The organism is Maricaulis sp., from assembly GCF_015665295.1.
Classification (GTDB): Bacteria; Pseudomonadota; Alphaproteobacteria; order Caulobacterales; family Maricaulaceae; genus Maricaulis.
In genome coordinates this window covers 1-26,579 of the sequence record NZ_JADFAJ010000040.1, presented here as the reverse complement: position 1 = coordinate 26,579, position 26,579 = coordinate 1, and the positions used below count along the sequence as shown (strand labels likewise).

The window sequence follows — 26,579 nt, the reverse complement described above, 5'->3', positions numbered from 1 at the left end:
GCTTTGCGAACTACTGGGCAGCTGGCGTCCGGCGCCCAGGTTTCGTTCCGTTCGCCGGGGACGACAGCATTGCTTTGAAACGTCAGGGTGACTTAAGGATGAGGGGTGTAACTGTCAATCAAGGCGCGCGGCTCGTCCATCCTGCGCCGTCTACAGGTGAGGCGCTATAGGTGTCTGTTTTCAGGCTCTTTTGCATTTTCGTGCTGACTGCAACTTGCGCAGCCTGCGGTCCTGAGCCGCGGCGCACGGTGGAGGATTTCGACAGCCGTGGTCCTGTCCTTGCGCTGGACGAGGCCGATCCGGTCATGGCGCGAGTCGATGGTACGATGATCCGGCGCTCCGATGTCGAGCGCGAGGCGTTGGCGCAGGACGGCGATTCGGGCGGCACTCCGCCGGCGGTCGGGTCCGAGGATTTCGACCGCGTGCTCGAGGAGCTGATCGACCAGCGATTGCTGGCTCTGGAGGCAAGGCGTCGCGACCTTCACCAGTCCGAGGAAGCCCGTCGCCGCCTGGCCCTCGCCGAGGAACGCATTCTCGGCAATGTCCTGGTCGAGACGGCACTGGCCGATGCGGTGACCGACGAGACCATCCAGCGCATCTATGAAGAGCAGATCCGGCTCATCCCGCTCGGCGAGGAAGTGCGGGCCCGTCACATCCTGGTCCAGACCCGTGAAGAAGCCCTTGCGATCAAGGCCCTGCTCGATGAGGGCCGGGACTTTGCCGAGCTCGCCGTCGCCATGAGCGAGGACCAGGCAACCCGTCTGGAAGGCGGCGATCTGGGCTATTTCAGCCGTGAGGGCATTCTGCCGGCCTTCGGGGCGGTGGCGTTCGCGACGCCCGAGGGCGGCGTGTCCGAGCCTTTCCGGTCCGAGTTCGGCTGGCACATCCTGACCGTGGTCGACCGCCGCCGTCAGCCGCCGCCCTCGCTGGAGGCGCTGCGACCCAACATCATCCGTTTTTACACCTTCGACCAGCTGGAAGCACTGATCGAGGGATTGCGCACCGAGGCCGAGATCGAGCGGGCAGACCTGTCACGCCTGCTTGCCCCGGCGGGCGAGGCTGGCGATGAGGAACAGGGATCAGCCGATCCTGACGAGGCCGAAGACAATCTCGATTTAGACGAACCCGGATAGGCCGGAATTAACCGCCTTTCTGCACAGGTCCTTAAGGGAGATGTGGGATCATGACCGCTCGTAGCCCCAAACCGGTGCTCTATGTTGCCGCGTGCGCGCTGCTGGATGCCGATGGTCGCATCCTCATCGCCAGGCGGCCCGAGGGCAAGGCCATGGCGGGGCTTTGGGAATTCCCGGGCGGCAAGATCGAGCCGGGAGAGACGCCGGAGCAGGCTGTGGTTCGCGAATTGCGGGAAGAGCTCAGTGTGGAGCCGTGTGAACGGTGCCTGCACCCCTTTGCCTTCGTCTCGCACCCCTATGACGCCTTCCACATCGTCATGCCGCTCTTTTTGTGCCGCACCTGGGACGGTTTCCCGCACCCCAATGAAGGCCAGGAACTGGCCTGGGTCCGCAAGGAACGCCTGCGCGACTACCAGATGTCCGCCGCCGACATCTCCCTGGCCGCCGAGCTGAGGGATCGCCTGTGACCCAGACTGTGATGAAGCTCCTGACACGCTTTGCCCGCGACCAGCGCGGCGCCACCGCGATCGAATACTCGATCATCGCGGTCATCATCTCGATCGCCGGGATTGGCGCCCTGGCGATCATCGGCCCGGCGGTCATGGACATGTTTGCGAGTGCGCAGGCGCCGTTCTAGGCGGCCCCATGCTAGCGTCCGGCCTTCTCACCCAGTGATGTTTCCCGAACCCCGAGCGCATCCGCGAGCCGGTGCGTGGCGGAGCCCGGCCGTTTCGGCTTGGGCTGGTCGGGATGCGGGGCCCAGCCGGCGGCGTGGATGATTTCGAAGGTGGCGCGGATGCGGCCGTCCGGGTCGGAAAAGCGTTCGGCATAGATCTGGCCGGCGCGGACAAACAGGGTACGCGGCGCGGCGGTGCGGGGCCGGTCGGCCAGGACCGAGGTCTCGCCCATGCCGCGCAGATCGGCCATCAGGGCGAAGATGTTGTCGTAGCGCACGGTGATCCGGTCGACATCGGCGACCGGCATGGCAAAGCCGGCCCGCTGCAGGAGGGCCGCCATGTCGAAGGTCCCGGCCAGCGGCGAAACCCGCGCCGTGACACCGCCCATCAACTCGCTCTCGGCCGCCATCAGGCTCTGGCGCAATTCGGTCAGCGTGGCACCGCCGGGCAGGGCGCAGGCGAAAAACCCGTCGGGCTTGAGCGCGTGATTGATCTGGACCAGGGCGCCCGGCAGGTCATTGGTCCAGTGCAACCCCCAGGGCGCCAGCACAAGATCGAGACATTCGGCCGCCAGCGGCAGGGCTTCCTCGTCGAGGGCTAGGGCCGGCGTCTCCAGCCGGGTCGCGACGCGCGGTGACAGGTCTGAGCGGATGATCCAGCCGGTCTTGTCAGAAAGCAGCCCGGCCGCGGCGCCGGACAGCAGATCCGGGCCGCCGCCAAGAATGGCTGTCCGATCGAAATTGCGGGTGACGCTGGCGACCCGGTCGGCCATGTCGTCAAATGCCCGTTGCGCGAGAAAGTTGTAGTCTGTCATCCTGCCTGCCGCGCGGTCGCGGCGCCGGCGCAGCGCGGCGCGGTCGAACAGGGCAGGCGGGGCAGCAGGAGTCATGCTGCGGATATGCCCCCTGCTCGCCGCCGCGAAAAGGGGCCAGGCGCAGGAAACGCAGGAAACGCAGGAAACGCAGGAAGCGCAGGAAGCGCAGGAAGCGCAGGAAAAGCGGATCGGAGAGCCAGATTGGTCGAGACAGGGTTGCACAGGTTGGGGCGGGGGCTTGCCGACATCATCTGGCCACCGGTCTGTCCGCTGACCGGCCAGGCTGTGGACCGCTCCGGGCACCTGTCGGCGCAGGCCTGGCAGCGTCTGACCTTTCTGGAGGCGCCTTGGTGCGACCAGTGCGGCTGGCCCTTTCCCTATCCCGGCGGGGTCGGCGCCTCGCTCACGCTGTGTGCCGGATGCATCGCCAATCCGCCGCGCTATGACCGGGCCCGTGCCCCCCTGGCTTATGACGGCGTGGCCAGCCCGCTGGTTGTCGGCTTCAAGCATGGCAGCCGGCGCGACATGATCGGCCAGTTCGCGCGCTGGATGGCGCGGGCCGGTTCTGATTGCCTCGACGGGGCCGATGCGCTGGTCCCGGTGCCGTTGCACTGGCGCCGGCTGATCGCCCGGCGCTACAACCAGTCGGCCCTGCTGTGCCGGGCGCTGGCGCCGCTGACCGGCCTGCCCGTCTGGACCGACCTTCTGGTCAGGCACCGCCCGACACCCAGCCAGGCGGGGCGGACCGCCCGCATGCGCCGCCGCAACATGGCGGCCGCCTTTGCCGTGACCGGGCCGTCGCGGACGGCCGGCCGGCACCTCGTCCTGATTGATGATGTGATGACGACCGGCGCGACGGTGACCGCCTGTGCACGCCAGCTGAAACGGGCCGGTGCCGCCTCGGTGCGGGTTGTGGCATTGTGCCGAGTTGTACGCGAAACCGATCCAACTATCTAAGTCGGATCATCCGGAGTGAATTCATGGCAGACATAACCATCTATACCCGACCGATGTGCGGCTACTGCGCCCGCGCGGTTTCGCTGTTGAGGCAAAAGGGCGTCAGGTTCGACGAGATCGATGCCGGTTTCGACCAGGCCAAGCGCGCGGAAATGATCCAGCGTTCGAATGGCGGTCGCACTTTCCCGCAAATCTTTATCGGCGACATGCATGTCGGCGGCTGTGACGACCTGATGGCGCTCGAGCGCGGCAACAAGCTCGACGCCCTGCTCAAGGCCTGATGCGGCATGGAGGTCGCCCTCATCCAGATGCGTTCGGGCATCGACCCGGTGGAAAACCTGGCCACAGCCAGCGCGCTGGTCCGCGCGGCCGCAGCGGACGGTGCGACTTTCATCGCGACGCCTGAGACCACCCATCTGGTGCAAAAGGATGCCGATGCCGCCTTTGCCGTCATGCGGACGGCCGAGGATGACCCGGCCATTCCCGCTTTCGCGGCGCTGGCAAAGGAGCTCGGCATCTGGCTTTTGATCGGCTCGCTGGCGGTGCGCATTGCCGAGCGCCGGGCAGCCAATCGCAGCTTCCTCTTCGCACCGACAGGCGGGATCGCTGCGACCTACGACAAGGCCCACATGTTCAATGTCGGGCTCGGCCAGGGCGAGACCTATCGCGAGAGTGACAATTATGAAGCCGGGGACCGGCTTGTGGTGCATGACATTGACGGCGCCCGGCTTGGCCTGTCGATCTGCTATGATGTCCGCTTCGCCTATCTCTATCGCCGCCTGGCCCAGGCCGGTGCCGAGATCCTGACCGTTCCGGCCGCCTTCACCCGGCCGACCGGCCGGGCCCATTGGGACGTGTTGCTGAGGGCCCGTGCCATCGAGACCGGCAGCTATGTGCTTGCTCCCGCGCAGGGCGGTCAGCACGCTGATGGCCGCAAGACCTGGGGCCATTCCATCATCATCGGGCCCTGGGGCGAGACCGTCGCCGAACTCGATCATGACAATCCGGGCCTGCTGCGCGCCCGGCTCGACCTGCGCAAGGTTGCCGAGGCCCGCCAGCGCATTCCCGCCCTGCAGCATGACCGCTCCCTGAGCGGTCCGCTCTGACAGGCCGGCCATGATCCGCTACGCTCTCCTGTGTGAAGACGATCACGAATTCGAGGCCTGGTTTTCGGATTCAGCCGGGTATGACGATCAGAGCGCCCGCGGCCTTGTCGAATGTCCGCATTGCGGCTCGATCACCATCCGCAAGGCGCTGGCCGCCCCGGCTGTGGCAACGTCTCGAAAGCGCGAAGCCAGAGCCGGATCCCGCATGGCCGAGATGGCCGCCAAGGTGACGGCGCATATCCGCAAGAATTACGACTATGTCGGCGAGGACTTTGCCAGCGAGGCCCGGGCCATGCATGACGGCGAAAAGCCGGCGCGGCTGATCTACGGCGAAGCCAGCCTCACTGACGCCAGGGCCCTGAGCGAAGACGGTGTTCCGGTTGCCGCGCTGCCGGACGCCCTGGCGCCCACGCCACCGAAAAAGGCGAACTGACGGGTCACCCGCCGGAGAAAAGGCTTCGCCCCAGCCGGATCAGTTCGGGCGTCGCTGCCAGCGTCGTCACCAATGTCATGATGCCGATCAGCCAGGTCCACTGGAGGGATGTTCTGGCCAGGTTCGTATTCTGCTTGGCGAGTTCAAGACTTGCCTCGAGTTGCGCAATTTCCACGATACGGTCGAGCCGACGCTTCAGTCCCTCGGCGCGCTCTCCCAAGCCGGTAATATTGTCGAACATGTTGTAGAGCTTGCGCGATGCGAACATGTCGTACGGCTCCCAACCCTCGATCCGATGGATATGCAGCGAGGGGATCATTCGCTTGAAGGTTGAGGCGTAGTGACTTGATTGCGCGGCGCGGAGGTAGACGCCGCCCGGGATTTCGTCGGAGGACGTCGCATCGGTCAACTCGCGATAGAGTGCCTTGATATCGTTGATGTCGAGCGGCGTTGCCGTACTGGCTTCGGCTTCAAGCGTGGATAGACGTCGGTCTATCCAGTCCAGGCTTTGCTTTACATAGGGAACCCGGTCGAGGCCGCGCAATGCCATCAGCCTGTTATTGGCCAGGTTGTGCAGTCTGAGCATCAGTCGATCAAGCCGCGCCGAAATCCCGTCTTGTGCCCGCCCTGCGTGTTCCTCGCAGTAGAAAATACAAAACCGGCTCGCTGACCGATTCAGGGTCCGGAGATCGGATATCCGCGCCTTCATCTCTGCAACGGGCAATGGTGGCGCGAGGGCAGAGGCATAGAGTGCACGTCCATTCAGCACGAGGTTGGCGACGGTTCGGCGCCGGGCCAAGGGGTCATTGGAATCGGGCGGATCGACCTTGCCTCCCGGCCAGTGGAGCGCATGCCGGAGGCCATAATTATCCCTCAGGCAGCGACCTGCGCTGACCCTGTTCCAGCGACGCGGTGAGTTCGGCCTGTTCTTCTCGTCAATATGATGTTGGGGGGAATCATCCCCGGAGATGCGGGGCTCGTCGAGAATGTCGGTGGGGATGAAGCGGTCCTGATGCCCCTTCCATTCGAATTGGTGGATTTCGGCTTCCCGACCGCCATACGCATTGGCAAGCCAGATTCTTGGCAGCACGATGCCGCGGAAATTGCCCAGTATCTTTCCCGGGACCGGCGGGAGAAGCTGCCCGGGGGCGTTTCGGAACGCCAGGCTCCAGGCTTCGTCATAGAGACGATCCCATTCCAGCGCGGTTCGCTCACGCGCGGCGAGAATGTCGCCTGTTTCCGCGTCTGTCAGAACGGTCTTCTTGAAGACCTCCGCAGCCAGCGCGTCGACTTGCTCGTCGGTGACATTGAAGGACCTTCCTGAAATCGCGGCGGCCTGATTGGCCTCAGGGGCCCGCTCTTCAGCGTCGCGAATTGCCTCCAAAGGGTGCCGGATTGGCAGAAAGAAGCAATAGGTGACGAATTCGTAGTGATACTCGCACCGGAAGACGAGGGAAGGACTGATCCGGGTTCCCTCCGACGTGATCACATCCCTGGTAATGAAGGGCAGTTTCACGCCGTCATCAGACGGCGAAGCGAGCTTCACCACCCTTTGGCTGTCGCCGGTCACCGACGTGACAAAGGCATTGACCTGATCGATTTCGCGCTGCCGGCGCAAGCTGGACGATGTGAAGGCTTCTTGTCGTGTGTTTGACAAAGGTTCTTGCGACGACCGGTCTGAAGCCAGCTTGTCTGTCAGGGTCGTGACAATGTGCCATGTCAGAAACGGAGGCTGTATCTGATCGGGATAGCGCCTGTGAGCTTCGGTGTGCAAAGCTCGAAAGTCCGGCGAAAGGCGCATTTCAGGGAATGGAAATGGCCCGGCTGTTTCGACGTCCCGCACGTGCGCCTCCCCCTGTGGCTTCCACGTGAAGCCATCTTAGATTGCAGGGTGGGGTCAGGCAAGTCGCCCGGCGTTTCCTAGGCCGGCTTTTCCGCCACCATCATGTAGTTCACCGCCGTGTCCTCGCCGAGCGAGAACTGGTCGGTGATCGGGTTGTAGCTGACCCCGACCGGGGCGCGCAGGCTCATGCCGCCTTCCTTGAGGGCGGCGCGGATCTGGTCCGGTTTGACCAGTTTGTGGAAGCGGTGCGTGCCGCGCGGCAGCCAGCCCATCACCCATTCCGCACCGACAATGGCCAGGGCGAAAGCCTTTGAGGTCCGGTTGATGGTGGCGCAGATCATCAGACCGCCAGGCTTCACCAGGCGCGCGCAATCCACGAGGAAGGTGTGCGGATTGGCGACATGTTCCATGACTTCCAGATTCAGCACGACATCGAAGGGCGCTTCGCCATTCTCGATCAATTGCTCGGCCACGCCGTGGCGATAGTCGATATCGAGACCCTGTTCGGCGGCATGCACGCTGGCGGTCTTCACATTGGCCTCGGCGGCATCAACGCCGGTGACAGCCGCGCCCAGGCGGGCCATGGGTTCGCAGACCAGGCCGCCCCCGCAGCCGATATCAAGGATGCGCAGGCCGGTGAGCGGCTTGTCTCCGGTGAGGCCGAAATGCTCGCAGATCGTGTCACGGATGAAACCGAGCCGGACCGGATTGAACTTGTGCAGCGGTTTGAACTTGCTGTCCGGATCCCACCATTCCGCGGCGATGCGCGAAAATTTCTCAACCTCTTCCGGGTCGATCGAGGGACGGTTCAGCGTGTCGGGAGCGGCGGCGCTGCTCATGCTTTTCTCCTCGCGGGCGAAACCGCGTCTGATTGCGTTCAGGCGTTGCGTGCGGGCCGCTTCGCGCTTACCTAACCGCCAGCGCGGCGCCCCGCTTCAGCCCTAATATGGCCCCAACGGTGCGCCTAATCGAGACCGGTGCGACGTTATGCTCGCGACAGGCTCGCAGGGGAAGCGCAAGGGACAGGCAGCATGACACGAGTCGTGGCGAAATTCGGTGGCACCTCGGTCGGCTCGATCGAGCGCATCCGGCACGCCGCCGGACGGGTCGCCGATGCGGCTGCGCGCGGCGAGGTCATGACCGTTGTCGTCTCGGCCATGGCCGGTGAAACCGACCGCATTCTCGGCCTTGCCGACGCTTTCGGGTCCGGCCTCGGTGATCGCGAAACCGATGTCGCGCTGGCGGCGGGAGAACAAGTCTCCGCAGCGCTGATGGCGCTGGCCCTGCGCGAGCGCGGATTGCTGGCACAATCCTTCCTCGGCTGGCAATTGCCGGTGATCACGGACGGACCGCCCGGCGCCTCGCGCATCGTCGGCATGGACGCCAGCGTGCTTGAAGCCGCCATTGCGGCCGGCATCATTCCGGTCGTGGCCGGCTTCCAGGGCATTACCGAGAGCGGTGACGTGCGTACGCTGGGGCGCGGCGGAACCGACCTTTCGGCCGCGGCACTGGCCGCAGCGCTGAAGGCTCGCTGCGATATCTACACCGATGTCGATGGGGTTTACACGACCGACCCGCGCCTCGAACCGGCCGCCCGCCGGCTGGATGCGATCAGCCATGACGAGATGCTTGAACTGGCCGCCCAGGGCGCCAAGGTCCTGCAGGCCCGCTCGGTGGAATTCGCCAAGGCGCGGTCGGTACCGATGCGAGTGCTCTCCTCCTTTCTTGATACAGGGACCAGCCAGGGCACGGATGTGGTCGCCGAAAGCGATATCGCGGAACGGCGACTGGTGTCCGGCGTTGCCTATGCACGCGACCAGGCCCGCATCGCCCTGCACGGGGCGTCGAACCGGTCCGACATGGCCGCCCGCTGTTTTGCCTGCCTGGCCGAGGCCGAGGTCGGGGTCGACATGATCGTCCAGGCCCATGCCCGCCAGCCCGGCATGGTGACGCTGGAATTTTCCGTCGCCCACCGTGATCTGGATCGCGCGCAGGCGGCGCTGGAAGATGCCATGACCGGCGTACGCATCGCGACCGAGACCGGTTTGGCGAAAGTCTCAGTCGTGGGTGCCGGCTTGCGCCAGCGTGCCGATGTCGCCCGCTCGCTGTTCGCGGTGCTGGGGGATCACGATATCGCGGTGAAGGTTCTCGCGACCTCCGAGATCAAGATCTCGGCGCTGATCGAGAATGATGCGGTCGAACGCGCAGTGCGGGCCTTGCATGGGGCCTATGGTTTGGATCAGGTGTAGGCATGGAAGACATGACGACAAAACCGGCCCGGGATCCGCGCAATCTTCTCAAGCGCATGCGTCAACTCATGGCGGTGCAGGAGAATGCACAGGCGCGTCTTGATCACCTGACCTCGTTGATCGCGGAGGAGGCCGGCTGGGATGTCTGTTCGATCTATCTGGCGCGCCAGTCCAATGCGCTGGAACTGTGTGCCACCTATGGGCTGAAGCGCGAGGCCGTGCACTCGGTGCGCCTGCTGCCGGGCGAAGGCCTGGTCGGTCTGGTCGCGCGCCGGGCGCGACCGCTGGCAACATCCAATGCGCGGGCCCATCCCGCCTTCTCCTACAAGCCGGAAACCGGTGAGGAGCCGTTTGACACCTTTGTCGGCGTGCCGATCCTGCGCGGCGGCCGCATGGTCGGGGTGCTGACGGCCCAGACCTCGGTCGAGCGACAGGTTGCCGGCGACGAGATCGAGACGCTGCAGACCGTCGCCATGGTGCTGGCCGAGATCGTTGCCTCCGGCGACATCCTCGACTCGGAGGAAATGGCCGGCCTCGATGTTCGCCAGTCGCGCCCGGAGCGCTTTCAGGGCGGTGCCTATTCCGGCGGCGTTGCCAATGGCGTGGCGGTCCTGTTCGAACCGCACGTCGAATCAACACGCCTGATCGCCGATGATCCGGCCAGCGAGGAAGTCCGGCTTGATGCGGCCATCCAGTCCCTGCGCAGCTCGATCGACGAGATGCTGGAGGGCGGCCGGATCCCGTTCGGCGGACCGACCCGTGACGTGCTGCAGGCCTATCGCATGTTCGCCCATGATCGCGGCTGGCTCGCGCGCCTGCTCGAGGCGGTGCGGCGCGGCCTGACGGCCGAAGCGGCGGTCGAACGGGTGCGGAACGAGAACCGGGCGCGGCTGATGAAGGCGTCCGATCCGCTGTTCCGCGAACGCCTGCATGATCTGGAAGACCTCGCCAACCGCCTGCTGCGCCATCTCGACGGGGCTGGTTCGGCACTCGAACTGCCGGACAATGCCATCATCATTGCCCGCAATATCGGACCGGCCGAACTGCTCGATTTCGACCGCGCCAAGCTCAAGGGGATCGCGCTTGAGGAAGGCTCGGCCTCCTCGCATGCGGCCATCGTCGCCAAGGCGCTCGGCATTCCGCTGGTCGGACGCCTGGAAGGCGCGCTCGACCGGGCCGAGAATGGTGACCCGGTCATCCTCGATGGTGAGTTCGGCATCCTGCACATCCGCCCGCAGCCGGACGTGGTGGAAACCTACAAGGTTCGCGTCGCGGCCCTGTCGGAACGCCGCCTGGCCTATGCCGAATTGCGCGGCCCCTCGGTGAGCTCCGACGGCAAGCGGATCGGCCTTCACATGAATGCCGGCCTGTTGATCGAGTTGACGGCGCTGGAAGAGACCGGTGCCGACGGTGTCGGCCTGTTCCGGACCGAATTCCAGTTCATGGTCGCCGAGACCCTGCCGCGCCTGTCGGCCCAGGCAGCGGTCTACAAGTCGGTACTCGACGCCTCCGGTGACAAGCCGGTGATTTTCCGCACGCTTGATCTGGGGGGCGACAAGGTGGCGCCCTTTGCGCCATCGACTGTCGAGCCCAATCCGGCGCTGGGCTGGCGCGCCATCCGCATGGGCCTCGATCGGCCCGGCCTGCTGCGCTACCAGCTGCGTGCCTTGATCCTGGCGGCGGCGGGCCGGCCGCTGAACGTCATGTTCCCGATGATCGCCGCACCGTGGGAGGCGCGGGCCGCTCGCGAAATGCTCGACAAGGAGCTGCGGCACGCCAGCCATGCCGGTCATGAACTGCCGTCGGAAGTCCGCTGCGGCATCATGCTGGAAACACCCGGCATGGCGTGGGCGCTGCAGTACGCGATCAGCGACGTCGACTTCGTTTCGGTCGGTGCAAACGATCTGATGCAATATTTTTACGCTGCGGATCGACAGAATACGCGTGTCTCGGAACGGTACGATGTCCTCGCTCCGGCCGCCCTGGATCTGCTCAAACATGTCCGTGACCTGTGTGCCGCGCACGACACGCCGGTGTCGGTTTGTGGCGAGATTGCCGCCAAGCCGCTGGAGGCTGCAGTCCTTATCGGGCTTGGTTATCAAAGTCTTTCCATGGCTTCGGGCAATATTGGACCGATCAAGAAACTCGTCTCTGGCCTCGATGTCGGAAAACTTGGCACCTGGCTTGCGAACCACCGACATAATCCCGTGGACAGCCTGCGCCCCCTCCTCCTCGAGGCGGGAGAAAAGGCCGGGCTGCCTCGCGAGGCCATTGAATTTGGACGTGGGATTTGATCTTATAACGCCGCGTTAAGGATTGTTCCTTTTCAGACGCGTTGTGAGTGACGATCGCTCCGGCAAGGATGAGCGGCGGTATGGTGATGGTGAGTCAGACGCCCAGTGCGGACTTTGTTCCCGTTGACGCGGTCTATTCCGATGATGGCGTCGGATATGTCCACTTGTCTGCCGGCGAACGTTTGCGGGATGCCCGCCAGAAGCTCCACCTGACGCTGAGCCAGGCTGCCGAACGCACCCGTGTTCGCGCCGATTACCTGGAAGCCCTTGAAACCATGGATCCGCGCGGCCTTCCGGCCCGGGCCTATGCGATCGGCTATCTGCGCACCTATGCCAGTTTCCTGCACCTCGATGCCGGTGGCATGGTCGACCAGTTCAAGCGTGAAGTGGATACCGAGACCGGGCGGGCCCAGCCGACAGCCGCAGCCAAGACCCGCGAGCCGATCAAGCTTCCGCGTGGCGCCTTCGGGGCCTTGCTGATCCTGGCCGCCGTTGCGGGTGCAGCCTGGTGGTATTCTGAAGAATTTGCCGGCGGTGGTGCGCTCACCAACATGCCGTCGCCGCCGGATGCGGCGCCGGAATGGGCGCGTGCCGATTTCGAAACCGGGCGTGTGGCGGTCAATGTCGACGATATCTGGTCAGGTCTGCCGCTTGGCGAAGCTGCCTCGGTTTCCGGCCAGGTCGTGATGCGCGCCGTCATGCCGACCTGGCTCGAAGTGCGTGATGCCTCGGGCCGCATCCTGTTCTCGCGGGAACTGGCTGCGGGTGAAGTCTATCGCGCCCTCGAACCGGGGCTGACGGTCTCCGCCGCCAATGCCGGTGCGATCGAGATCGAGCGCGACGGTGAGCCCGTGGGGCTGCTCGGTGATGCCGGCATGCCGGTCGAGAACCTGCCGGTCATGGCCGAAACCGGCAGCTCGGACATTCAGCCGCAGTAATTTGACGCTGACCCGGTCGCACAGCCGCCACAGACTCGCTATATCCACCCCGTATCCCGGCTTCCGGACGTTTCGCGAAGCCGTGACGGGAGAGTGACGATGTCGCAAGCCAGCACCGATCCGCGCAGCGTCCGCCCCTGGCGGATGATCGAACGCCGCAAGAGCCGGACGATCAAGGTCGGTCCGCTTGAGGTTGGCGGCGATGCGCCGATCAGCGTCCAGACCATGACCAATACGCCGACCTCTGATGCCGGTGCCACGATCGATCAGATCCGGCGCTGCGAAGAATCGGGGGTCGACCTCGTTCGCGTGTCCTGCCCGGACGAGGACTCCACCGCGGCCTTCAAGACCATCGCGAAGGCGGCCAAGGTGCCGCTGATCGCCGACATCCATTTCCACTACAAGCGCGGCATCGAGGCTGCCGAGGCGGGCGCTGCCTGCCTGCGCATCAATCCCGGCAATATCGGCTCGATGGACAGGGTGAAGGATGTCGTCCAGGCGGCCCGGGACCATGGCTGCGCGATCCGGATCGGCGTCAATGCCGGCTCGCTGGAACGCCACCTGCTGGAGAAATATGGTGAGCCCTGTCCCGAGGCGATGGTCGAGAGCGCGCTGGACCATGCCCGTATTCTCGATGATCTCGATTTCCGCGATTACAAGATTTCCGTGAAGGCTTCCGACCCCTTTCTCACCGTGGCTGCCTATCAGGCCCTGTCCGAGGCGACCGATGCGCCGTTGCATCTGGGGGTTACCGAGGCGGGTGGCACGCGGATCGGCACGGTGAAGTCCTCGATCGGGATCGGCTCGATGCTGTGGGCCGGGATCGGGGACACGATCCGCGTCTCCCTGTCGGCCGAGCCGGAGGAAGAGGTCAAGGTCGGCTTCGACATCCTCAAATCGCTCGGCCTGCGCACACGCGGCGTCAACATCATTGCCTGCCCGTCCTGCGCCCGTCAGGGCTTTGACGTGATCCGCACGGTCGAGACACTGGAGGCCCGGCTGGCCCATATCGCCGAGCCGATCTCGCTGTCGATCATTGGCTGCGTGGTCAACGGGCCGGGCGAGGCGCTAATGACCGATCTCGGCTTCACCGGCGGTGGTGCCGGGCGTGGCAAGATGTATGTCTCCGGCCGTCCCGACCACAATGTCTCCAATGAGGAAATGGTCGATCACATTGTTGAAATGGTCGAGGCGAGAGCAGCCGAATTGCAGGCGGAACGTGACAGCGCGGAAGCCGCCGAGTAATCAGGGCGCGTCGTAAAGCTGGGGAGTTGGATGTGACGGGATTGACGGTTTACGGCCTCAAGAATTGCGACAGCTGCAAGAAGGCGGTCGAGGCGCTCAACGCGGCCGGCCTGGGTCATGCCTTTGTTGATATCCGCGAGGATGTGGATCTGGTTGTCAAAGTCCCCGACTGGCTCGATGCCGTCGGTGCCAAGGCGCTGGTGAATACGCGCTCAACCACCTGGCGCAACATGTCCGAGGAAGACCGCGAGATCGCAGCCGGAGACCCCGCCGGTGTCCTGATCGCCCATCCCACCCTGATCAAGCGTCCGGTTGTTGAGGCGGGATCGACGGTCATCGTTGGCTGGTCGGCTGACAGTCTGGACGGGCTCCTGGCCGGCGCGGCGGAATGAATGCGGCGCTGAAAGCGCGCTGTGATCTCGATCTCGGCTTTCCCTTCCATCATGAAATCGCTCCGGCCGACCGGCTTGAGGCGGTCGCGGATTTCATGCGGCAAGAAGGCTTCGGCGCGGAAGCCTATCTGACCGGTGGCAGTGTTTCGCGGCTTGAGGCGCGCATGGCCGAGCTGCTTGGCAAGCCGGCGGCCGCCTGGTTCCCGACCGGTACGATGGCGCAGGGGATTGCGGCGCGGCTGCATTGTACGGATGCCGGGGACAATCGGCTGGCCCTGCACCCGACCTCGCATCTCGCCCTGCACGAGGAGGATGGCCATATCCATCTGCACGGGCTGCGCCCGCTGGAGATCGGTGCCTGGTCACGGCCCCTCAAGGCAGACGACCTGCCCGAGTCGGCCGGTTGTGCCTTCATCGAACTGCCGCAGCGCCATAATGGCGGTGCCCTGCCGTCCTGGGACGAACTGGTCGCGATCAAGGCCCGCGCGGCGTCGCGAGGCTTGCCGCTCCACATGGACGGGGCGCGGATCTGGGCCCTCCCGAGCGCCTGGCCGGGACAGGGCTGGCCGGAAATCTGTGACGGTTTCGCCTCGGTCTATGTCTCTTTCTACAAGGATCTTGGCGCGTCCGGCGGCGCGATCCTGGCGGGCGAGACCGACTTCATCGACGCCGCGCGCCTGTGGCTGGCCCGGATGGGCGGTCGACTGGTTTCGCCCTGGCCGATGGTGCCCGATGCCCTGCGGGTCCTGGACATGCGCCTTGGCAAGATGCCGGGTTTTGTTGACCGGGCCCGCGAGATTGCGGCCGGCGTCGGACAGCGCGACGGGCTGGCCATCACGCCGAACCCGCCGCAGGTCAACATGATGCATCTGCGCCTTGATTGTGATGTTGCGACTGCCGGGGCGGCGCGTGACGCTGCGGCGGAGGCGAGCGGGGTCTGGCTGGGCAACCATTTCTGGCACTTCGACCATGATCCGGTTCCTGCCCTCGAGCTCGTCATTGGCGAGCGCGCTCTTGATGCCGACCCGGCGCGTATCATCGCGGCGATCCGGATCATGGCCGATCATGTCCGTCAGGCTCAGTCGACCAGCGGGTAGAGCCTCAGTGTCAGTTCCAGCGGCGCGCCATCGCGGATGAGGCTGAGATCGAGCGTGGCCGGTGGCTCGCCGCCGAGTTCGCAGCTGCGTGTGCGCATTTCACTGCCATTGAAATGGGTGACAAAGTCGCCGATCTCGACGCCGGCATCAAAGGCCGGCGAATTGGCGATCACGGCGGCCACCCGCATGCCGTCATCCTCGGGTACCAGGACGAGGCCATGGGTGACCATCGGCTCGAAGGTGATCGGCACAGCGGGATCATTGCGCAGCACTTGCACCCGCTCGTGACGCTGGTCGAAGGTCCAGCTGAAATGCCGCATCACCTCGCCGCCGATCAGCTCGGTCTCCGGTGTCGACTGGATCACCGGCTGTTCCAGCGCATGATCGCCGATCATCAGATTGCCGCGCAGCCGCGCCGCCGAGCGCCGCTCGACTTCCGAAAAGCGGACCGCGGCGCCGGTTGCACGCGGCGGGGCGAGCGTGTCATAGCGCTCGATATTGCGCAGGATGACACCGCTCAGAGCGGCACCGCTGTCGATCAGCAGGCGCCGCCATTCCCCGCCCGGAAAACCGATCCGGAGCCAGGGGCGGGTATCGGGACCATTGGCGTCGAATATGGTGACATTGTCGGGTTGCGGCAGCGCACCGGAGACCACCCGCATTTCGCCGACGGCATAGTCGAGGGTGAGAAGCACGTCCTCGAAGGCGTCGAATTCCAGGATGCCGTCGATCTCCCGGCCAAGCGCGATCGACAGGTGATCGAGATCGCGAACCCGGGCCCGCAGACCGGTCAGTTGCAAATCCCCGACCGAAACCTCGCCGAAACTCGCGCGGACGCCGCTGTTGATCCGGCGTCCGGCGACCCGTTCCAGACTGTCCGGATCGACATAGCTGGTCGAGGCGCCGGTGTCGTAGAGGAACCATAATGTCCGGTCGGCGGGGCTCTCGCCCTCGCGGACTTCCAGCGTCACCGGCACGAAAAAATAGCCGCGGCACACTTGTGAGGGCAAGGCGACGGGCTCCGTGATCTGGGCCTGTGCCTTGCCGATCAGCAATAGCGCGATTATCACGGCTGCGACCTTTTTCATCCTGGTCTCCTGGCGACTCCCCGGCAGGATAGGGATGGTCCGTCCGTTTCCAAGTCTTTTGGGCCCGCCATGAAATCGATTTGCGTCTATTGCGGCTCCAATGCCGGACAGGATCCGGCCTTTCTGGCCGCCGCCGACCGACTCGGCCAGGTCATGGCCCTGCGCGGAATCGAGCTGGTCTATGGCGGCGGACGGGTCGGGCTGATGGGGCGGATCGCCGACGCCACCCTGGCCGCCGGCGGCCGGGTGATCGGGGTGATCCCGGAATTCCTCGCCCTGAAAGAGATCGCCCACATGGAGCTGACGACCCTGCACGTCGTCAAGTCCATGCATGCCCGCAAGGCCAAGATGGTGCGACTGTCCGAGGGCTTCATCGCCATGCCCGGCGGCATCGGCACGATGGAGGAAATGTTCGAGATCTGGACCTGGGCCCAGCTCGGCCAGCATCGCCATCCGGTCGGCCTGTTGAACGTCAACGGCTATTATGACGACCTCGTCGCTTTCCTCGACAGGATGACCGGCCAGGGCTTCCTGTCGCCGGAACACCGTGGCGCGCTCGTCGTCTCGGATCGCGTGACGACCCTGCTGGATGCGTTCGAGAGGTACAAGGCGCCACCGGCCGATGTGCGCATCAAGACCGGCCAGACCTGAAGGGCTGGCGCGACCCCACTTTTCTTCCCCACATTGTGGGGAAGTGGGCCAATGCACAGCATTGGGTCGATGGGGCCGAGCGTAGCGAGGGGGAGCGTGCCACTCCGCCTGCGGCGGCCCCTCCGTCTTGTCGCTGTGCGCCAAGCCACCTCCCCACGATGTGGGGAGGAAAAGATCCCATTTTTCCCGGCCGGAGCCCCGCGAAAGCGGGGTGGAGAGCCGGGACCTGCTCCCATCTCCGGCTAGCGATGAGTCGCCCGTCGGTCCCGGATGGCGCTGCGCGCCTCCGGGAAAAATGAGGGTGGATGATGGCTTTTGGGACGTTGGATGGGGACAGGCTTGCACTTTTCTTCCCCACATCGTGGGGAAGTGAACCGAGCGAAGCGAGGATGGGGCGTGGCGCATATCTTGTTCGAGTGTCATCCCGGACGCAGGCCCGGCCTCGAGCCGGGCGGAGATCCGGGACCCATTGACGCAGAAGCTGGCAGCACCGGGCGTTTGGGTCCCGGGTCTGCGGCCTGCCTTCGCAGGCCATTCGCCCGGGATGACAAAGCTGTTGCAACCTGCCGTCAGCCCAGCTCAATCCCCAACTCGCCCCAGATCGCATCGACACGCGCTTTCGTCTTGTCGTCCATGTCGAGCTTTTCGCCCCATTCGCGGTTGGTCTCGTGGCCCATCTTGTTGGTCGCATCCAGCCCGATCTTGGAGCCGAGGCCGGAGACCGGGGAGGCGAAGTCGAGATAGTCGATCGGGGTGTTCTCGACGGTGACGATGTCGCGGGCCGGGTCCATGCGGGTCGAGACGGCCCACATCACATCCTTCCAGTCGCGCGCATCGATGTCACCGTCCACGACGATGATCCATTTCGTGTACATGAATTGCCGCAGGAAGGACCAGGCGCCCATCATCACGCGCTTGGCATGGCCGGCATAGGCCTTCTTCATGGAGATCACGGCGATGCGGTAGGAACAGCCTTCCGGCGGCAGCCAGAAATCGAGGATTTCCGGGAATTGCTGCTGCAATAGCGGGATGAAGACCTCGTTGAGCGCCTCGCCCAGCACCGCCGGCTCGTCCGGCGGCCGACCGGTATAGGTGGTCAGATAGATCGGATCCTTGCGCATGGTGATGGCGCTGATCTGGAAGACCGGAAAATGCTCGACGGAATTGTAATAACCGGTGTGGTCGCCATAGGGGCCTTCCGGGCCGTATTCGTCGAGCAGGACATGGCCCTCCAGGATGATCTCCGCTTCGGCCGGAACCTTGAGCGGGACCGTCTTGCAGTCCACCAGCTCGGCCTTCTTGCCGCGCAGAATGCCCGCGAACTGGTATTCCGACAGCGTGTCGGGGATGGGCGTGACGGCGGCGAGAATGGTGCCGGGATCGGCGCCGAGCACGACGGCAGCGGGCAGCGGGTCGGGCTTTGTATCCTTCCAGCGCTGATAGTGCTGGGCGCCGCCGCGATGCTTGAGCCAGCGCATCAGGGTGCGGTCCTTGCCCAGCTTCTGCATGCGGTAGATGCCGAGATTGAAATCATCCTGCTTGTCGTCCGAGGGGCCCTTGGTGACGACCAGGGGCCAGGTGATCAGCGGCGCCGGTTCGCCGGGCCAGCAGGTCTGGATCGGCAGACGGTCGAGATCGATATCCTCGCCGGTCAGGACAACCTCCTGGCAGGGCGCCTTCTTTACGGTCTTCGGCCGCATCGACATCACGGTTTTGGCCAGCGGTAAAAGCTCGACCGCTTCCTTCACGCCGCGCGGCGGCTCGGGCTGGCGCAGGAAGGCGAGCAGTTCGCCGACCTCGCGCAGTTCGGCGCCGGTGGTGCGGGCCTCGCCGCCCAGCGTCACCGCCTGGGCGACCCGTTTGACGGTGCCGAACAGGTTCACCAGGCACGGCATCTCGCTCTTCTCGCCGCGCTCATTGATAACGTTTTCAAACAGGATGGCCGGCCCGCCCGCATGCAGGGTGCGCTTGTGGATCTCGGTCATTTCCAGCTCGGTCGAAACCGGCGTGGTGACCCGGACCAGATCACCCTCGGCTTCCAGCTGGTCGAGAAATTCGCGGAGCGACTTGTAGGCCATGCGGGCAGTCCTGCGTTGTTGTGCATCCGAAACTGCAACTTCACCGCCGAAAGTCCAGCCCGCTTTCCGTCGCAGGGTCAGTGGCTTGCCTCAAACCGTGAAAATTTGAGGAGAGTTTGAGTCAAAGCCCGGTCAAATTATTGAAAAGATGTTCAAAAACTCTCGCTAAATCGCGCCGTCTGCTCAACGGAACTGGATTCAGGCATGCTGCATAGAATGGTCCTCGCGGCCCGCACCACGGTGGAAACCGGGTCGGCAGCCTTGAGCGGCGAGCTTGGATCATTGCTGGCGTGCTGCCTCCAGACCAGCGTTGATGACGTCCTGACGGGCAGGCTGGTTGTTGAATCCGGTTTTCTGCTCGAGATCATCGAGGGCAATAGCGACGATCTGTGCGCCTTTCACCGCCGCGCTGAGGCCGATGCACGGATTTTTGACCTTCAGGTGCTGGAGTTCGTGCCGGTATTGCGCCGTCAGTTCGACACCTGGGCCGTGGCCAGGACGCCGGACGGGCACGTCAATCATCTCCTGGCCAGCGCCATCAGCGAGAAACGCGCCGGCCCGTTCGCGGTCAGCCAGTATGTCCACCGGATCCTGATGCTGGGCGTGATTGCCGAGACGCCGCCGCTCTGCGTCGCCGCCTAGGCTATCACTGAAAACCCTCACTCATCAGGCGTCGGCGCGCCTTCGGGTGCGCCATCCACGTCGCTGTCGGTGTCCATGGCCGGATCCATGGCCGGCGGTTGCAGCGCGTCGAGCACGGCCAGGGCCAGTCCTCCCGAGCGGGAGTTCACGCCGGTCGTGGCGCCGAAGCGGACGATGACCAGCTCCTGTTCCGGCATGACATAGCCCCACTGGCCCTGGAAACCGCTCATCATGATGGTGTCCGTCGGCAGGCTGGAGCGTTCATCGGGCAGCCAGAAGCCCATTCCGTATTCGCCATTCGAGCCCGGGGTCGGCTCGGCGACGATGTCGTACCAGTCTTCCGGCAGGATGCGTTCTGCGTCCACCATGCCGTCATTCATGTACAGCAGGGCGAGGCGGGCCCAGTCATGGGCCGTGGCATACATGTAGGACGAGCCCTGGAAGACGCCGTTCTCGCCCGGTTCCATGATCGCGGAATAAATGCCCAGCGGCTCGTAGATGCGGGCGCGCAGGCCGGCGACCTGGTCCGGCAATGTGTCGCCGAGAAGGCGTTGCATGGTGTCGGTCGCCAGGATGGTATTGCCGCTCATGTATTGCCAGTGCTCGCCCGGCGCATGCAGGCGCTCGCGGGTGGCCGCATAAAGCGGCATGTCGGACTGGGTGAACAGCATTTCCGAGTTGGGGTCGGTGCCGGTATTGTCCTCGGCGATGGCCAGCCCGCCGGCCATGCGCAAGAGGTGCGAGATGGTGATCTCCGACAGGCGGATATCATCAATCTCCGCCAGCGCCGGGACCGCGCCTTCGGCATCGATGTCCAGACGGCCTTCCTCGACCAGGGCGCCGGCCAGCGTGGTCATGGCGCTCTTGGTCATCGACCAGCCATGGAAACGTGTGTCGCGGCTGGCGCCGTCGGCATAGCGCTCGGCGACGAGGCGGCCCTGGTGCAGGACGGCGACGCCCAGCGTGTGGCGGCTATCGGCCTCGATCTCGTCGAAGGCGTCGGCAAGGGCCGCATCCAGCGCCTCGGTGTCGAACCATTGGTCGCGATGGGCGGTGTCGAGTTCCAGCGGGACGAAGTCCTGCTCCACAGGGACGGTGAGCTCGGCATCGAAGCCGTGGCCGCCATGCACCAGCGTACAGCCCAGCCCGTCGCGCCAGACGGCGCGCTGATGCCAGAACAGGCCGAGCACGGACGAGGTGACCTCGCGATTTTCCGCGTCCATCTCATAGCCTATCAGGCTGCCGGCATCGCCGAGCAGCGGGGCGAGGTAGAGATCATAGGCCTGGTCGGACTCAAGACCGGAGACCCAGGTCAGGGAACACATCTGCTTGGCCACGATCCCGGTGCCCGAGGGCAGATAGATCCGGCCGATCGGTGACAGGTTGAGCGCGATGACCCCGGCAGCGAGCAGGGCGGCGATCGCGCCGCCGGCGAAATAGCGTTTCTTCATGTTGTGTCCCCTTTGTCCCTGTTGCCGTCTGACCGGCTCAGCCCAGCTTGTCGAAATCCGGCGCGCGGCGTTCCAGGAAGGCCGCCGCCGCTTCAGCAAATTCCGGCGATTGAAGCTGTGAGGCGAAGATCGTGTTCTCGCGGTCCATGCGCGCCTCGATGCTCTCGGCCGGCTGGCGCATCAGGGCCTTGGAGGCTTTCAGCGAGGTCGGCGCCTTGGCGGCCAGGATGGCGGCCATGAAGCGGGCCGTCTCTTCCATTCTTGCCGGCTCGGTGACGCGGTTGACCAGGCCGGTCTCGCGGGCGCGTGTCGCGTCCCAGGTGTCGCCGAGCAACAGGAGTTCGGCGGCCACGGCATGACCGAAGATGCGCGGCATGAGCTGGGAGGAGGCAAATTCCGGCGCCAGGGCGAGATCGACGAAGGGCGTCTTGAAGACGGCGCGGGTCGAGGCCACGACAAGGTCGCAATGCAAGAGCAGGGTGACGCCGATTCCGATTGCCAGACCATCGACGGCCGCAATCACCGGTTTCTGCGCATTGAGCAGGGCCAGCATGAAGCGGCGCACCGGCGGGGTGTCATGTTCGCCAAACTCCGGCGGGCGCTGGGTGAAGTCGACAATGTCATTGCCGGCGGTGAACACGCCTTCGGCCCCGGTAAGGATGCAGACCCGTACCGACGCATCGGTGTCGGCCGTCTCCAGCGCCTCGGCGGCGGCGGAGTACATGTCCTGGGTGAGGGCGTTTTTCTTCGCCGGACGATTGAATCGGATGGTGCGGATGCGATCCGCAGTTTCGACCAGAACCAGTTCGCTCACGCGAGCCTCCCTTGTGATGTTTTGCCTGTTCAGGCTTGTTGGCTGCGGCGAGCCTAGAGCAAAAGCGGGGGGCTTGAACACCGTGAATCAGTTTACGTAAACGTCACTTGTGCCGCATGGCGGTCATACGCAAAACATGCTCAGATATTGACGGCCAGCCGGGTCAGGACGCGATGCAGCATGTCGCTGTCATCCTCGCCGAGGCGGCTTTCCAGCTCGGTATTGAAATCGCGCAGGATAGGATCGGCGGTGTCGCCCAGGGCGCGCCCCTTCTCGGTCAGGGAGACGACCGAGGACCGCTTGTCTGTCGTCGAAGCGGTCTTGGTGACCAGGCCCAGCCCCTCCATCCGGTTGATCAGCCCGGTGACGGCCGGCGGATTGAGTGACAGGGTCTCGCCGATATCGCCCATGCGCCGCTCGCCGCGTCGGGCCAGCAGGAAGAGGACGGCCGCCTGGGCCGAGGTCACACCGGCAACGGATTTCAGGCGTGCGTCGGCATCCCGGTTGAGCTTCCGGGCGGCAATCTCCAGCAGCAGGAATAATCGCCGGTCTACGGCGCGAGCGCGGGCCATGCAGACGAGACTGGGTTGATTCTGCGTCCGAGGGGAGCGTCAGCGGTATTTCCAGACCTTGGCCTGGCGTATTTCGCGGTCTTCCAGGTCCCGGGTCACGGCTACGGCGTATTCGGCCATTTTCTCCAGCCGGTCCTGCGGCAGGAAGGAGCGACCCGGATCGCCGATCAGCACGGTGGCGCCGCGGGCATTAAGCTGTTCCAGCCAGCCGCCGATCACGCGTGCCGGCTCGGCTTCGTAGAAGACATCGCCGGCCAGCACCACATCCCAGCCCTCATCCGTGCCGACCAGGTCGCCGAGCCGGGGTGTCAGCGTCACGTTATTGGCCGCTGCATTGCTCTCGATCGCGGCAATGGCGAAGGCATCGAGCTCGCAGGCCTCGACCGAGGCCGCCCCCGCCTTCATCGCGGCAATGCCGGACACGGCCCCGCCGGCGGCAAAGTCCAGCACCCGCTTGCCGGCGACGATGCCGGGATTGTCGAGGCAATAGCGGGCGAGCGCCTGACCGCCTGCCCAGGCGAAGGCCCAGAAAGGTGGCGGCAGGCCCATCTCGCCGAGCGCCTCCTCGGTCTGCTCCCAGATCGCCACGGTCTCGACTGCGAGGTGCAGCGAGACCTCGGGCACCAGCGGCGGGGCCATCAGGGCGGTGTGGCTGCGGATGAAGCCGTGCGGATCGTCGAGCCGGGGGATGCCGGTCATGGCGGAGCCTGTCATAAGGATGGAGGTCTCCGGTTAGGCGGAGCGGAACGCAGGAGCAAGCCATGACGACACGTGTGACACGATCAACCTATGTACTGGCCGTCAATGATCTCGACTCGACGGCGCGCTGGTGGGTCGAGAAGCTGGGCTTCGAGCACTGGCTGCGAGCCGAGGGCTGGGCCTTCCTGCGCCGCGATAATTGCTATCTCCGGATCGGGCATTGCGTGGATGCCATCCCGCCGGCGCAGCTCGGCGATCACCAGTTTTTCGCTTATGTCGAGCTGGAGGATGTGCGCGCTTTCCATGACGAAATCAGGGGGCCCGGGGTCGACATCATCCACCGTCTCACCGACCAGCCCTGGGGCATGCGCGAATTCGGCGTCGCCACGCCGGACGGTCACCGGATCATGTTTGCGCAGGCGATTGACTAGGTCTGGCCGTCAGGCGCGTGTGTCAGGGACAGACCTCGGACGCGGAGCGGGCATCGTAAAAGCTCACGAGCATTTCTCGCAGCCCCCTGAGCTCGGGCATGTTGTAGTCCGGATGCTGACCCGGATCGGCAATGATCGCGTCCAGGTGATCGAGCAGCGTTTCCGCGCGGCCGTGCTGATCGATCTGCACAATGTTCATATCGAACGGATAGAGGCTTTCATCCTGCAGCATGTAGGCCGTGAGAACATACTGATAGTATTGCATTTCCACGGTTCGCATCAAGAAGTGCTGGTCCATGAAGGCATGCCCGTGGTTGCGGCAGATGAAGTGCTCGACATGAGCATTCCAGAACCCTGCCACGCGCGACTGAAAATGCGGGGTGTCCCGATCCCAGCCATTGAAATCGAGGATAAACATCTCGATTGCTTCGCCAATATCTTCGCGCCCGCCCGATTCCCATAGAACCAGGCCCGAGCACATTCTGGTTGTCAGGGTCCGGATATCCTGCCGGGTAAAGCCGCTCTCGAGCACGTCGGACGGGTCCGCCGACAGTTCGCCAGCCACGTCGGCGATCCGGCATTCCGGCATGCCGTTTCCGGTCTCGGCCAGGGTTGGCGACGCCAGAAGCGCGAACGCGGCCAGCGGTGCGATGACGCGATCATTCATCGGCAGTCTCTTTCACGCAAAAGGGGGACATGTATGATTATCGCCGCGCGTTAATCATACATGTCCCCCATTGGCTCCACCTATTCCCGGATCTCCGCAGCCGCGACTTCCGGCAAAGCGCGGACATCGTCGCCGATGACCGACAGGTCGCCGACCAGCACCAGGACCATCTGGTCCAGCGGCAGGTAATCGCGGGCCATGGCTGAAATATCCTCATCGCTGACCGCCAGGATGCTCGGCACATACCGGTCGAGATAATCATCCGGCAGGCTATAGAGGTCGCGCTGGCCGAGCTGGTTGATCAGCCCGCCGGTCGAGGCGTTCTGCAGGATGAAGATGCCGGCCAGCCAGTTTCGCATGCCGTTGGCTTCGTCGGCTGGCGGCGTCTCGTTTTGCAGGCGCGTGATCTCGTTGAAGGTTTCACGCAGGGCGGCGGCCGTGTCGGCAGCGGTGACATCGGCGTTGAAGGTCCAGTAGCCGCCATCCATCGTCCAGGTCACGCCGGAGCCGGGCGAATAGGTATAGCCCTTGTCCTCGCGCAGATTGCGGGTCAGCCGGGAGGTGAAGGATCCGCCCAGCAGGGCATTCATCACCGTCATCGCCGGCGCATCTTCCGCGCCGATCGCCATCGCCGGGAAGCCGAGACGAATGGTCGTCTGCGGCGCGCCGGGCCGGTCAATCAGCCGGACGATCGGACCACCGCTGGCCGGTGCGCCGGTCGCCGTATCGGCGTTGCCGGTTGGCCACGCGCCGAAGGAGTCGCGGATCGCGGCTTCCATGACCGCCGCATCGAAATGGCCGGCGACATAGAGACGCGCCCGACCGGCACCGTAATTGGCCGCATAGAAGGCCTCGACATCGCTCAGCTCATAGCCGCGCAGCTGTTCCTCGGTCGGCAGGGTATTGCCGTAAGGATGATCGGGGCCGAACAGGATGCGGGCATAGGCTTCCGTGGCGATGGCGCCGGGCTGGGCCCGCTGGACATCGACATCGCGCACCAGGTTGGCGCGGACCCGCTCGAACTCGTCCGCGTCGAAATTCGGACGCAAGGCGAGATCGGCCAGGAGGGCGACGGCGTCGGGACCGTACTGGCTGAGCACGCCGGTGCCGATATTGGTGGTGTGGCGACCGACACCGACATCGAGCGCGCCGCCCATGGCGGCGATCTCGGTGGAAATCGCCTCGGCCGAACGGCCACCGGCGCCGGCTTCCATCATCGCGCCGGTGAGGTCGGCGAGAAAGGTCTGTTCACCATCATCGAGATTGGCGGCGCGGACCTGCAGGGAGAGGGTCACCGTCGGTGCGAGGCCGAAGGGGATGAAGGTCACCTCCAGCCCGTTATCGAGCGTGAAGCCCTGTGTCTGCGGCAGTTCGAAGGGCACGGGCTCGCCGATGGGCGGTTGCTCGCTGGGTTGCTGGGCCGTGGCGAGGCCGGGCAGGAGGGCGAGGCTGGCAGCCGACAGGGCCGCCTGGAAAAGTCGAATGGTCATCTGTCTCATTCCTTCCGGGGTCCTGGTCACTCAGAGCCGTCTTCGTCCGCGAGGCGGACTTCCAGCACGGTGCGATTGGTCGGGCGCAGATATTCCTGCGCGGTGGCGCGGATCAGCTCCGGCGTGACCTGTTCGAACCCGTCCGTGATGCGGTTGATCCGGCTCGGATCGTCATCAAACATCGCGAAGGAGGCGAGCAGGTCGACAAGGCCGAAGCGGGTCGCCGTGTCGACGGTTCCGTAAAACTCAGACAGGAGCTTGGTGCGGGCGCGCTCGACATCTGTCTCGCTGACCAGATCCGTGCGGACGCCTTCAATGGTCGCGTCCAGCGAGGTCATGACGTCGGAGACGGTGAACTCGCTGTCGTGGATCATGCCGACCGTCCACAGCATCGGACCGTCGTAATTGAAGGCATTGCCCAGAAGGTTGATGCCGCCAAACACGCCCGAGGCGAAACCCTCCTCATTGACCAGCGACTGGTTGAGCCGGCTGTCATCCCCCTGCACCAGCAACTGATCGATCAGGATCATGGCGTAATATTCCGGCGTGCCGCGCTCGGGCATGTGATAGCCGACGGCGAGGGCGGGCTGATTGGCCAGCGGGTCTTCGCGAACGGCAAATTTCTCTTCTTCCTGGCGCGGTTCGGACGTGTCGATCTCGGGCAGGGCGTTGCCGGCCGGAATGCCGGAGAAATACTGCTCGATTGTTGCGAGGGTCTCGTCGCGATCGATGGCGCCGGCGACCACGATGACCGCATTGTTGGGGGCATAGAACTGGTCGAAGAAAGCCTGGGCATCCTCCAGGCTGGCGGCATCGAG

At 64.7% G+C, this 26,579-nt stretch carries 28 protein-coding genes; 16 read left to right on the top strand and 12 right to left on the bottom strand.

The genetic code is table 11. The features are described 5' to 3' along the window. The first annotated feature begins 170 nt into the window (after positions 1–170). Genes QZZ02_RS14375 through QZZ02_RS14365 form a run of 3 tightly spaced genes read left to right on the top strand, consistent with a single transcriptional unit; the run spans position 171 to position 1,770 of the window. Positions 171–1,133: a peptidylprolyl isomerase gene (locus QZZ02_RS14375; RefSeq protein ID WP_291845410.1), complete on the top strand. Its 963-nt coding sequence runs from the start codon at positions 171–173 to the stop codon at positions 1,131–1,133. A 50-nt stretch (positions 1,134–1,183) separates the two neighbouring features. Further along, entirely contained in the window at positions 1,184–1,600 is a 417-nt protein-coding gene (gene mutT / locus QZZ02_RS14370) for an 8-oxo-dGTP diphosphatase MutT (protein WP_291845409.1), read from the top strand. Then, positions 1,597–1,770 (top strand): Flp family type IVb pilin, encoded by a 174-nt coding sequence (locus QZZ02_RS14365; protein ID WP_291845408.1) that lies wholly within the window; start codon positions 1,597–1,599, stop codon positions 1,768–1,770. Before mutT ends, QZZ02_RS14365 begins: the two co-directional genes overlap by 4 nt. 11 nt (positions 1,771–1,781) lie before the next feature. Here the strand turns inward: QZZ02_RS14365 and QZZ02_RS14360 are convergent, their stop codons facing one another. Then, entirely contained in the window at positions 1,782–2,699 is a 918-nt protein-coding gene (locus QZZ02_RS14360) for a methyltransferase domain-containing protein (RefSeq protein ID WP_291845407.1), read from the bottom strand. Between the two features lie 126 nt (positions 2,700–2,825). On the opposite strand from QZZ02_RS14360, the gene QZZ02_RS14355 reads away from it, so the two are divergent. Genes QZZ02_RS14355 through QZZ02_RS14340 form a run of 4 tightly spaced genes read left to right on the top strand, consistent with a single transcriptional unit; the run spans position 2,826 to position 5,120 of the window. Further along, complete coding sequence (locus QZZ02_RS14355) at positions 2,826–3,581, top strand: ComF family protein (protein WP_291845405.1); 756 nt, start codon at positions 2,826–2,828, stop codon at positions 3,579–3,581. Between the two features lie 23 nt (positions 3,582–3,604). Further along, complete coding sequence (gene grxC / locus QZZ02_RS14350; protein WP_291845403.1) at positions 3,605–3,862, top strand: glutaredoxin 3; 258 nt, start codon at positions 3,605–3,607, stop codon at positions 3,860–3,862. A gap of 6 nt (positions 3,863–3,868) precedes the next feature. After that, positions 3,869–4,687, top strand: a complete 819-nt coding sequence (locus QZZ02_RS14345; protein ID WP_291845400.1) for a carbon-nitrogen hydrolase family protein — start codon at positions 3,869–3,871, stop codon at positions 4,685–4,687. Between the two features lie 10 nt (positions 4,688–4,697). Continuing rightward, a complete protein-coding gene (locus tag QZZ02_RS14340; RefSeq protein ID WP_291845397.1) occupies positions 4,698–5,120 on the top strand; it encodes a DUF1178 family protein in 423 nt (140 codons plus the stop codon). A 4-nt stretch (positions 5,121–5,124) separates the two neighbouring features. Here QZZ02_RS14340 and QZZ02_RS14335 read toward each other — a convergent pair whose 3' ends face one another. Beyond that, positions 5,125–6,963, bottom strand: coding sequence for a DUF3422 family protein (locus QZZ02_RS14335; protein WP_291845395.1), 1,839 nt, complete (start codon positions 6,961–6,963; stop codon positions 5,125–5,127). 77 nt (positions 6,964–7,040) lie between these two features. Further along, positions 7,041–7,802: a bifunctional 2-polyprenyl-6-hydroxyphenol methylase/3-demethylubiquinol 3-O-methyltransferase UbiG gene (gene ubiG / locus QZZ02_RS14330; protein WP_291845393.1), complete on the bottom strand. Its 762-nt coding sequence runs from the start codon at positions 7,800–7,802 to the stop codon at positions 7,041–7,043. 192 nt (positions 7,803–7,994) lie between these two features. Between ubiG and QZZ02_RS14325 the strand changes: the two genes are divergently transcribed. The 6 genes from QZZ02_RS14325 (at position 7,995) to QZZ02_RS14300 (ending at position 15,178) form a co-directional block, all read left to right on the top strand. Continuing rightward, a complete protein-coding gene (locus QZZ02_RS14325) occupies positions 7,995–9,212 on the top strand; it encodes an aspartate kinase (RefSeq protein ID WP_291845391.1) in 1,218 nt (405 codons plus the stop codon). An 11-nt stretch (positions 9,213–9,223) separates the two neighbouring features. Beyond that, positions 9,224–11,506, top strand: coding sequence for a phosphoenolpyruvate--protein phosphotransferase (gene ptsP / locus QZZ02_RS14320; protein ID WP_291845390.1), 2,283 nt, complete (start codon positions 9,224–9,226; stop codon positions 11,504–11,506). A gap of 80 nt (positions 11,507–11,586) precedes the next feature. Beyond that, a complete protein-coding gene (locus QZZ02_RS14315) occupies positions 11,587–12,444 on the top strand; it encodes a helix-turn-helix domain-containing protein (protein ID WP_291845388.1) in 858 nt (285 codons plus the stop codon). A 99-nt stretch (positions 12,445–12,543) separates the two neighbouring features. Further along, positions 12,544–13,689 (top strand): flavodoxin-dependent (E)-4-hydroxy-3-methylbut-2-enyl-diphosphate synthase, encoded by a 1,146-nt coding sequence (gene ispG / locus QZZ02_RS14310; protein WP_291845385.1) that lies wholly within the window; start codon positions 12,544–12,546, stop codon positions 13,687–13,689. Positions 13,690–13,721: 32 nt separating this feature from the next. Further along, complete coding sequence (locus QZZ02_RS14305; protein ID WP_291845384.1) at positions 13,722–14,081, top strand: ArsC/Spx/MgsR family protein; 360 nt, start codon at positions 13,722–13,724, stop codon at positions 14,079–14,081. Next, complete coding sequence (locus QZZ02_RS14300) at positions 14,078–15,178, top strand: beta-eliminating lyase-related protein (RefSeq protein WP_291845382.1); 1,101 nt, start codon at positions 14,078–14,080, stop codon at positions 15,176–15,178. The genes QZZ02_RS14305 and QZZ02_RS14300 overlap by 4 nt, the downstream gene beginning before the upstream one ends. Here QZZ02_RS14300 and QZZ02_RS14295 read toward each other — a convergent pair. After that, entirely contained in the window at positions 15,160–16,266 is a 1,107-nt protein-coding gene (locus QZZ02_RS14295; RefSeq protein ID WP_291845381.1) for a PDZ domain-containing protein, read from the bottom strand. The genes QZZ02_RS14300 and QZZ02_RS14295 overlap by 19 nt on opposite strands. 69 nt (positions 16,267–16,335) lie before the next feature. On the opposite strand from QZZ02_RS14295, the gene QZZ02_RS14290 reads away from it, so the two are divergent. Then, positions 16,336–16,917 (top strand): TIGR00730 family Rossman fold protein, encoded by a 582-nt coding sequence (locus QZZ02_RS14290; protein ID WP_291845379.1) that lies wholly within the window; start codon positions 16,336–16,338, stop codon positions 16,915–16,917. A 569-nt stretch (positions 16,918–17,486) separates the two neighbouring features. On the opposite strand, the gene QZZ02_RS14285 is transcribed toward QZZ02_RS14290, so the two are convergent. Continuing rightward, positions 17,487–18,995, bottom strand: coding sequence for a UbiD family decarboxylase (locus QZZ02_RS14285; RefSeq protein WP_291845378.1), 1,509 nt, complete (start codon positions 18,993–18,995; stop codon positions 17,487–17,489). 204 nt (positions 18,996–19,199) lie between these two features. On the opposite strand from QZZ02_RS14285, the gene QZZ02_RS14280 reads away from it, so the two are divergent. Next, entirely contained in the window at positions 19,200–19,637 is a 438-nt protein-coding gene (locus QZZ02_RS14280) for a BLUF domain-containing protein (protein WP_291845377.1), read from the top strand. Positions 19,638–19,654: 17 nt separating this feature from the next. Here QZZ02_RS14280 and QZZ02_RS14275 read toward each other — a convergent pair whose 3' ends face one another. The 4 genes from QZZ02_RS14275 to QZZ02_RS14260 form a co-directional block, all read right to left on the bottom strand. Continuing rightward, positions 19,655–21,088 (bottom strand): serine hydrolase, encoded by a 1,434-nt coding sequence (locus QZZ02_RS14275; protein ID WP_291845376.1) that lies wholly within the window; start codon positions 21,086–21,088, stop codon positions 19,655–19,657. A gap of 37 nt (positions 21,089–21,125) precedes the next feature. After that, positions 21,126–21,902, bottom strand: coding sequence for an enoyl-CoA hydratase-related protein (locus tag QZZ02_RS14270; protein WP_291845374.1), 777 nt, complete (start codon positions 21,900–21,902; stop codon positions 21,126–21,128). A gap of 140 nt (positions 21,903–22,042) precedes the next feature. Next, positions 22,043–22,474, bottom strand: a complete 432-nt coding sequence (locus QZZ02_RS14265; RefSeq protein ID WP_291845373.1) for a MarR family winged helix-turn-helix transcriptional regulator — start codon at positions 22,472–22,474, stop codon at positions 22,043–22,045. A gap of 39 nt (positions 22,475–22,513) precedes the next feature. Then, the gene (locus QZZ02_RS14260) at positions 22,514–23,173 is read right to left on the bottom strand and encodes a methyltransferase (protein WP_291845372.1); all 660 of its coding nucleotides are present in this window, start codon (positions 23,171–23,173) and stop codon (positions 22,514–22,516) included. A 62-nt stretch (positions 23,174–23,235) separates the two neighbouring features. On the opposite strand from QZZ02_RS14260, the gene QZZ02_RS14255 reads away from it, so the two are divergent. Further along, the gene (locus tag QZZ02_RS14255; protein WP_291845371.1) at positions 23,236–23,604 is read left to right on the top strand and encodes a VOC family protein; all 369 of its coding nucleotides are present in this window, start codon (positions 23,236–23,238) and stop codon (positions 23,602–23,604) included. Between the two features lie 22 nt (positions 23,605–23,626). Here QZZ02_RS14255 and QZZ02_RS14250 read toward each other — a convergent pair whose 3' ends face one another. The 3 genes from QZZ02_RS14250 to QZZ02_RS14240 form a co-directional block, all read right to left on the bottom strand. After that, positions 23,627–24,271 (bottom strand): hypothetical protein, encoded by a 645-nt coding sequence (locus QZZ02_RS14250; RefSeq protein ID WP_291845370.1) that lies wholly within the window; start codon positions 24,269–24,271, stop codon positions 23,627–23,629. Positions 24,272–24,351: 80 nt separating this feature from the next. Then, positions 24,352–25,761, bottom strand: coding sequence for a pitrilysin family protein (locus QZZ02_RS14245; protein ID WP_291845368.1), 1,410 nt, complete (start codon positions 25,759–25,761; stop codon positions 24,352–24,354). A 26-nt stretch (positions 25,762–25,787) separates the two neighbouring features. Continuing rightward, positions 25,788–26,579: insulinase family protein (locus tag QZZ02_RS14240; RefSeq protein ID WP_291845366.1), on the bottom strand; the 792-nt coding region annotated here is incomplete at its 5' end.

What these genes read in the sequence shown, in the direction of transcription:
- QZZ02_RS14315 (WP_291845388.1), top strand. Translation starts at nt 11,587, where the DNA reads ATGGTGATGGTGAGTCAGACGCCCAGTGCGGACTTTGTTCCCGTTGAC.
- ubiG (WP_291845393.1), bottom strand. Translation starts at nt 7,802, where the DNA reads ATGAGCAGCGCCGCCGCTCCCGACACGCTGAACCGTCCCTCGATCGAC.
- QZZ02_RS14295 (WP_291845381.1), bottom strand. Translation starts at nt 16,266, where the DNA reads ATGAAAAAGGTCGCAGCCGTGATAATCGCGCTATTGCTGATCGGCAAG.
- QZZ02_RS14255 (WP_291845371.1), top strand. Translation starts at nt 23,236, where the DNA reads ATGACGACACGTGTGACACGATCAACCTATGTACTGGCCGTCAATGAT.
- QZZ02_RS14325 (WP_291845391.1), top strand. Translation starts at nt 7,995, where the DNA reads ATGACACGAGTCGTGGCGAAATTCGGTGGCACCTCGGTCGGCTCGATC.
- QZZ02_RS14340 (WP_291845397.1), top strand. Translation starts at nt 4,698, where the DNA reads ATGATCCGCTACGCTCTCCTGTGTGAAGACGATCACGAATTCGAGGCC.
- QZZ02_RS14300 (WP_291845382.1), top strand. Translation starts at nt 14,078, where the DNA reads ATGAATGCGGCGCTGAAAGCGCGCTGTGATCTCGATCTCGGCTTTCCC.
- QZZ02_RS14275 (WP_291845376.1), bottom strand. Translation starts at nt 21,088, where the DNA reads ATGAAGAAACGCTATTTCGCCGGCGGCGCGATCGCCGCCCTGCTCGCT.
- QZZ02_RS14260 (WP_291845372.1), bottom strand. Translation starts at nt 23,173, where the DNA reads ATGACCGGCATCCCCCGGCTCGACGATCCGCACGGCTTCATCCGCAGC.
- QZZ02_RS14250 (WP_291845370.1), bottom strand. Translation starts at nt 24,271, where the DNA reads ATGAATGATCGCGTCATCGCACCGCTGGCCGCGTTCGCGCTTCTGGCG.
- QZZ02_RS14360 (WP_291845407.1), bottom strand. Translation starts at nt 2,699, where the DNA reads ATGACTCCTGCTGCCCCGCCTGCCCTGTTCGACCGCGCCGCGCTGCGC.
- QZZ02_RS14290 (WP_291845379.1), top strand. Translation starts at nt 16,336, where the DNA reads ATGAAATCGATTTGCGTCTATTGCGGCTCCAATGCCGGACAGGATCCG.
- QZZ02_RS14245 (WP_291845368.1), bottom strand. Translation starts at nt 25,761, where the DNA reads ATGACCATTCGACTTTTCCAGGCGGCCCTGTCGGCTGCCAGCCTCGCC.
- QZZ02_RS14265 (WP_291845373.1), bottom strand. Translation starts at nt 22,474, where the DNA reads ATGGCCCGCGCTCGCGCCGTAGACCGGCGATTATTCCTGCTGCTGGAG.
- mutT (WP_291845409.1), top strand. Translation starts at nt 1,184, where the DNA reads ATGACCGCTCGTAGCCCCAAACCGGTGCTCTATGTTGCCGCGTGCGCG.
- ptsP (WP_291845390.1), top strand. Translation starts at nt 9,224, where the DNA reads ATGACGACAAAACCGGCCCGGGATCCGCGCAATCTTCTCAAGCGCATG.
- grxC (WP_291845403.1), top strand. Translation starts at nt 3,605, where the DNA reads ATGGCAGACATAACCATCTATACCCGACCGATGTGCGGCTACTGCGCC.
- ispG (WP_291845385.1), top strand. Translation starts at nt 12,544, where the DNA reads ATGTCGCAAGCCAGCACCGATCCGCGCAGCGTCCGCCCCTGGCGGATG.
- QZZ02_RS14345 (WP_291845400.1), top strand. Translation starts at nt 3,869, where the DNA reads ATGGAGGTCGCCCTCATCCAGATGCGTTCGGGCATCGACCCGGTGGAA.
- QZZ02_RS14285 (WP_291845378.1), bottom strand. Translation starts at nt 18,995, where the DNA reads ATGGCCTACAAGTCGCTCCGCGAATTTCTCGACCAGCTGGAAGCCGAG.
- QZZ02_RS14280 (WP_291845377.1), top strand. Translation starts at nt 19,200, where the DNA reads ATGCTGCATAGAATGGTCCTCGCGGCCCGCACCACGGTGGAAACCGGG.